The 5,084-nt window shown below is 73.7% G+C and carries 5 protein-coding genes; 2 read left to right on the forward strand and 3 right to left on the reverse strand.

The features are described 5' to 3' along the window. Positions 1-892: ATP-binding cassette domain-containing protein (locus J0670_RS29680; protein ID WP_207814786.1), on the reverse strand; the 892-nt coding region annotated here is incomplete at its 3' end. Positions 893-1,017: 125 nt separating this feature from the next. On the opposite strand from J0670_RS29680, the gene J0670_RS29685 reads away from it, so the two are divergent. Beyond that, positions 1,018-2,223 (forward strand): sensor histidine kinase, encoded by a 1,206-nt coding sequence (locus J0670_RS29685; RefSeq protein WP_207814787.1) that lies wholly within the window; start codon positions 1,018-1,020, stop codon positions 2,221-2,223. A 50-nt stretch (positions 2,224-2,273) separates the two neighbouring features. After that, the gene (locus tag J0670_RS29690; RefSeq protein WP_207814790.1) at positions 2,274-2,912 is read left to right on the forward strand and encodes a response regulator transcription factor; all 639 of its coding nucleotides are present in this window, start codon (positions 2,274-2,276) and stop codon (positions 2,910-2,912) included. 61 nt (positions 2,913-2,973) lie between these two features. Here J0670_RS29690 and J0670_RS29695 read toward each other — a convergent pair whose 3' ends face one another. Together J0670_RS29695 and J0670_RS29700 are read right to left on the reverse strand one after the other, a co-directional pair. Then, positions 2,974-3,825, reverse strand: a complete 852-nt coding sequence (locus J0670_RS29695) for an SAM-dependent methyltransferase (RefSeq protein WP_207814788.1) — start codon at positions 3,823-3,825, stop codon at positions 2,974-2,976. Positions 3,826-3,928: 103 nt separating this feature from the next. Beyond that, the gene (locus J0670_RS29700; protein WP_207814789.1) at positions 3,929-4,672 is read right to left on the reverse strand and encodes a hypothetical protein; all 744 of its coding nucleotides are present in this window, start codon (positions 4,670-4,672) and stop codon (positions 3,929-3,931) included. Between the last annotated feature and the right edge of the window lie 412 nt (positions 4,673-5,084).

The raw sequence follows: 5,084 nt of genomic DNA on the forward strand, positions 1-5,084 counted from the left end.
GGTATTCGACACTGTCGGCGGTCAGTTCCATGAAGGCCTCCTCCAGGGAGGCGCCGCGCTCGGTCAGCGCGTACAGCAACAGCCTTTCCTCCAGGGCGAGTTGGCCGATCCGTCCGGCGTCCAGGCCGGTCACCTCCAGGGCGCCGTCCGGGCCGGGGCACACGGTGGCGCCGGCCGCGGTCAGGACGGCCGCCAGCCGGTCGGATTCGGCGGCGCGGACGGTGACGGAGGCTCGGCCGGCCCGGGCGGCGAACTCGGCGAGGCTCTCGTCGGCGATCAGCCGTCCGCGCCCGATCACCACCAGCCGGTCGGCGGTGTGCTCCATCTCGGCCATCATGTGGCTGGAGACGAACACCGTCCGCCCCTGGTCGGCGAGTCGGCGGAACAGCCGCCTCACCCAGAGCACGCCCTCCGGGTCGAGGCCGTTGAGCGGCTCGTCGAAGAGCAGGACGGGCGGGTCGCCGAGCAGAGCGCCGGCGATGCCGAGGCGCTGTTTCATGCCGAGCGAGTAGCCGCCGACGCGCCGCCCGGCGGCCTCGGTCAGCCCGACCTCGTGCAGCACCTCCTCGACCCGGGCGGCCGGGATCGCGTTGCTGAGCGCCAGCGCCCGCAGGTGCGCGGCCCCGGTGCGCCCGCCGTGCACGTCGCCCGCGTCCAGCAGGGCGCCGACGTGCCGCAGTCCGCGCGGCCGGTCGCGGAAGGGGCGGCCGTCGACGGTGGCGGTGCCGCCGGTCGGGGCGTCCAGGCCGAGGATCAGCCGCAGGGTGGTGGACTTGCCCGCGCCGTTGGGGCCGAGGAAGCCGGTGACGTGGCCGGGGCGGACGGTGAAGCCGAGCCGGTCGACGACGGTCCGACGGCCGTAACGCTTGGTCAGTTCGATGACTTCGATCATGGGCACCACGGTGCCGGGAAGGCCCGCCCGCGCACATCGGACCGGTGTCGACACCGCAGGTCAGCCGCGGTCGTACAACCTGGGTCGGATGACGGAGCCCACCCCTGTCGTTACGATCTCGAACCATGCCCGCGACGCCACCGCCCCCGCTGTTCAGGCGCGTCCCGCCCGAGGCCTGGGTCGCCCTCGCCTGGTGCGTGGCCGCCGCCTACCCCGCCGTCCTGCTCGGCGCCACCGCGCAGCGCCACCAGGGTGCCGCCCTGCACCACGGCGCCGCCGTGCACGGCGGCCTGGCCTTCACCCTGGCCGACACGGCGGTGGCCTTCCTCGGCGCCGCGCTGGTCCGGCGGCTGCCGGTGCTCTCGGTCGCCCTGCTGCTGGTCGCCACCTGGACGGAGACCGACGGCTGGAGCGGGAACGCCCAGGTCCCGCCGGGCTCGCTGCTGGCCGTGGACGTCGCGCTGTTCCTGATCACCGCCGCCCGCCCGCGCCGCAGCTCACGTGGTGCCTTCGCCCTGGTGATGGCCTTCCTGGTGCTGCACATCGGCCTGGTGCACGGCGACACCGTCGGCATCTTCACCGGCACCCACATCGGCTCGGCCGACGGCGCGGCGCTGCTCGCCCTGGTCGCCTGGCTCGCCGGGCGCTCCGTCCGGCAGAACCGGGAGCACGCCGAGACGCTCAGCAGTCGGGCCGCCGCCGAGGCGGTCACCGCCGAACGGCTGCGGATCGCCCGCGAGATGCACGACACCGTCGCGCACAGCATCGGCATCGTCGCCCTCCAGGCCGGCGCCGCCCGCCGGGTGATCGACCGCCGGCCGGAGCGGGCCAAGCAGGCGCTCGGCGAGATCGAGTCCGCCGGGCGGGAGACGCTCGCCGCGCTGCGCCGGATGCTGGTCGTGCTGCGCGAGGCCGAGGGGGAGCCCTCGGCGACCGCCCCGCAGGGTCTGGGCGACCTCGACCGGCTGGCCGAGACGACCACGGCGGCGGGCGTACGGGTGGTGGTGCGGCGCGAGGGGACTCCGGGGCCACTGCCGCCGGAGATCGACCTGTCGGCCTTCCGGATCATCCAGGAGTCGGTCACCAACGTGGTCCGGCACGCGCAGGTCCGGGACTGCCGGGTGACCGTCCACCGGACCGCGGGGGAGCTGACCGTGGAGGTCACCGACCGGGGCCGGGGCCACGGCACGGCGCCCGGCAGCGGCTTCGGACTGGCCGGGCTGCGCGAGCGGGTCGCCCTGCTGCACGGCGAGTTCGAGGCCGGGCCGCGCCCGGACGGCGGCTTCCGGGTCGCGGCCCGGCTGCCCGTTCCCACGGAGGTGACCGCGTGATCCGCGTCGTCCTGGCCGACGACCAGCCGCTGGTGCGGGCCGCGCTGGAGATGGTGATCACGGAGACGACCGACGTCGAGGTGGTCGGCGAGGCCGGCGACGGCGCCGAGGCCGTCCGGCTGGCCGCCGAACTGCGGCCGGACGTCGTGGTGATGGACATCCGGATGCCCGGTATGGACGGCATCGAGGCGACCGGGCTGGTGACCGCCGCCGGCGGGCCGACCAAGGTGGTCGTGCTCACCACCTTCGACGAGGACGCCCACGTGTACGCGGCGCTGCGCGCCGGGGCGTCCGGCTTCCTGGTCAAGGACATGGCGCTGGACGACATCCTCGCCGCCGTCCGGGTGGTCGCCGCCGGGGACGCCCTGATCGCGCCCGGCGTGACCCGCCGGCTGATCGGCGCGTTCGTCGGGCACGCGCCCCAGTTCGCGCCGCCCACTCCGCCCGCGGCGTCCGTCCCGCCCGCTCCGGCGGCCAAGCGCCTGGAGGCGATCACCGGCCGGGAGCGGGAGATCCTCACCCTGGTCGGCCGCGGCCTGTCCAACACCGAGATCGCCGCCGAACTGGTCCTCAGCGTCGCCACCGTCAAGACCTACATGACCCGGCTGCTCGCCAAGCTGGACGCCCGCGACCGGGTGCAGCTGGTCATCCTCGCCTACGAGGCGGGCCTGGTCGCCGTCCCCGGCTGACCAGGCCCGGTCGCCCCGTCAGGAACGGATCACCTCAGGAGCGGATCACCTCAGGAACGGGTCACCGCTTGATCGCCACGCCCGCGTACATCGCGATGTCCCGGTCGCGGATCGGCGCGGCGTCGGCGTCCGGCCGCCAGTGGTGGACGAGGGTGACGCCGGGGTCGAGCAGCTCGTAGCCGTCGAAGAAGGCCTCGGTCTCGGCCTTGTCGCGGATCTGGAGAGGGATGCCGCGCGCGTTGTACTCGCGGCCGACGCCGCCCACCCCGACCGGGTCGGTGTCGCCGGTGAACACGGTCAGGACGAGGAAGCTGCCGGGCGCCAGCGCGTCCATGAAGCGGCGCACGATGCCCTGCGGGTCGTCCTCGTCCAGCACGAAGTGCACGATCGCGATCAGCGACAGCGCCACCGGCTGGGAGAGGTCGAGAACCTCGCGCAGCCGGGGGTTGCCGATGATCGACTCCGGGTCGCGGAAGTCGGCGTCCACGTAGCAGGTGCGGCCCTGGGGCGTGCTGTCCATCAGGGCCCGGGCGTGGGTCAGCACGATCGGGTCGTTGTCCACGTACGCGACCCGGGCCTCGGGGGCGATCGACTGGGCGATCTCGTGCACGTTGGGGGAGGTGGGGATGCCGGTGCCGATGTCCAGGAACTGCCGCACCCCGTACCGCTCGGCGAGGTGGCGCACCGAGCGCTGCATGAAGTCGCGGGTGGTGCGCATCGAGATCGGCAGTGACGGCCAGGCCTGCACCGAGGCGTGCGCGGCGGTCCGGTCCGCCTCGAAGTTGGTCTTGCCGCCGATGAGGTAGTCGTAGACGCGCGCGGAGTGCGGTACGTCCATCCGCAGGTCCACCGAGGGGTGGTCCTCCTGCGGCTCCTGCTGTGGTTCCCTCTGGGCCCGGACCTCGTTCGCCATGCTCGCCCTCCCGTTTGTCGCTGGGCATCCGTCACGGGCCGCCACCGTGGCGGCCCGTGGTGCGCATGGTAACGGTCATCCGGTACGACCAGATGATCATCCCTCAGACTTGGGTCTCCGGACTGCGCGGCCGGACCCCGGACTGACGGGGGAGCACGCCGCTGCCGGCCGGCCCGCCGCGCCCGGCCGCCAGCTCCACCGCCGCCCCGATCCAGGCCGCGCCGAAGGCCCAGGTCGCCACCCACTCGCACAGGTACAGCGGCCGCACCGGCCAGTTGGCGCCGATCCCGGACAGCCCGGTGACCACGGCCGCCAGCAGCGCGAGCAGGATCAGCACGCCGGCCGCCAGGTAGGCGGTGCCGACCCGGGCCGGCTGCGCGGAGCGCGGATTGCGGAAGGAGTAGAGGCAGAACAGCGCCAGCATCACGAACAGCAGTGAGGCGAAGGCGATGTGGAACACCCCGATGACGTGCTGGAGTTCGGTCGGGTCCGCGGGCGTCGTCGGGCACAGCGCGACCCCGAGCGCGAACACGCCGGCCGCCGTGCTCCACCGGTCGTCCCGCGGGGCGAAGCGGTAGCAGATCAGGAACACCCCGAGCGCGCACAGCGCCCCGACGAGGACGTTCCGCGTGCCCGTGTAGTACGAGGCACTCATCGAGACGGGCCAGAACCCGTCCGTGGCGCGCCCCATGACCTCGTCCGCCAGCCAGTTCCCGAGCGGCAGCGCCGGCGGCAGCAGGATGCCGATCGCGCCGACGCCGAACCGCAGGAACGTGACGGTCCGTTCGTCCTGGACGTTCTCTCGTGGGGAGTTGGGGATCCTGTCGCCGAGCCGGTCGTCACTCACGGACGCCTCCACGCCTTCCGCACGGGCAGCCCTCGCCCGCAGATGGTCCGACCGCTGGGGAATCACGCGCGGCGGTGTCGACGGGAGCGCCGCCGCACGGAAGCGGCCGTCAACTGGTGTACCCGGCATGGCGTTTGGTCCACCACCGAATCCGGTGGTTTTCCGTGAACGTCGCCTGAACGCCCGCCGGTGACCAGCGGCGACGAGAGCGACCGCGCCGGGGAGGAAGTCACCGGCGGCCGAGCGGGCGCCGCACCCGCCCCTCGCCGGGCAGCCCCGGCGAGGGCGGCCCCGGTGAGGGCGGGCCTCCGTTTGACAGGCCCCACGGCGACGGCAAACCTACTCTTGGTAGCCGATCCGTGACCTTCCGCGATCCCTGTGATCAAGCCATCCCCGTGATCAAGCGATCCGT

Source organism: Streptomyces sp. FH025 (assembly GCF_017427025.1).
GTDB lineage: Bacteria > Actinomycetota > Actinomycetes > Streptomycetales > Streptomycetaceae > Kitasatospora.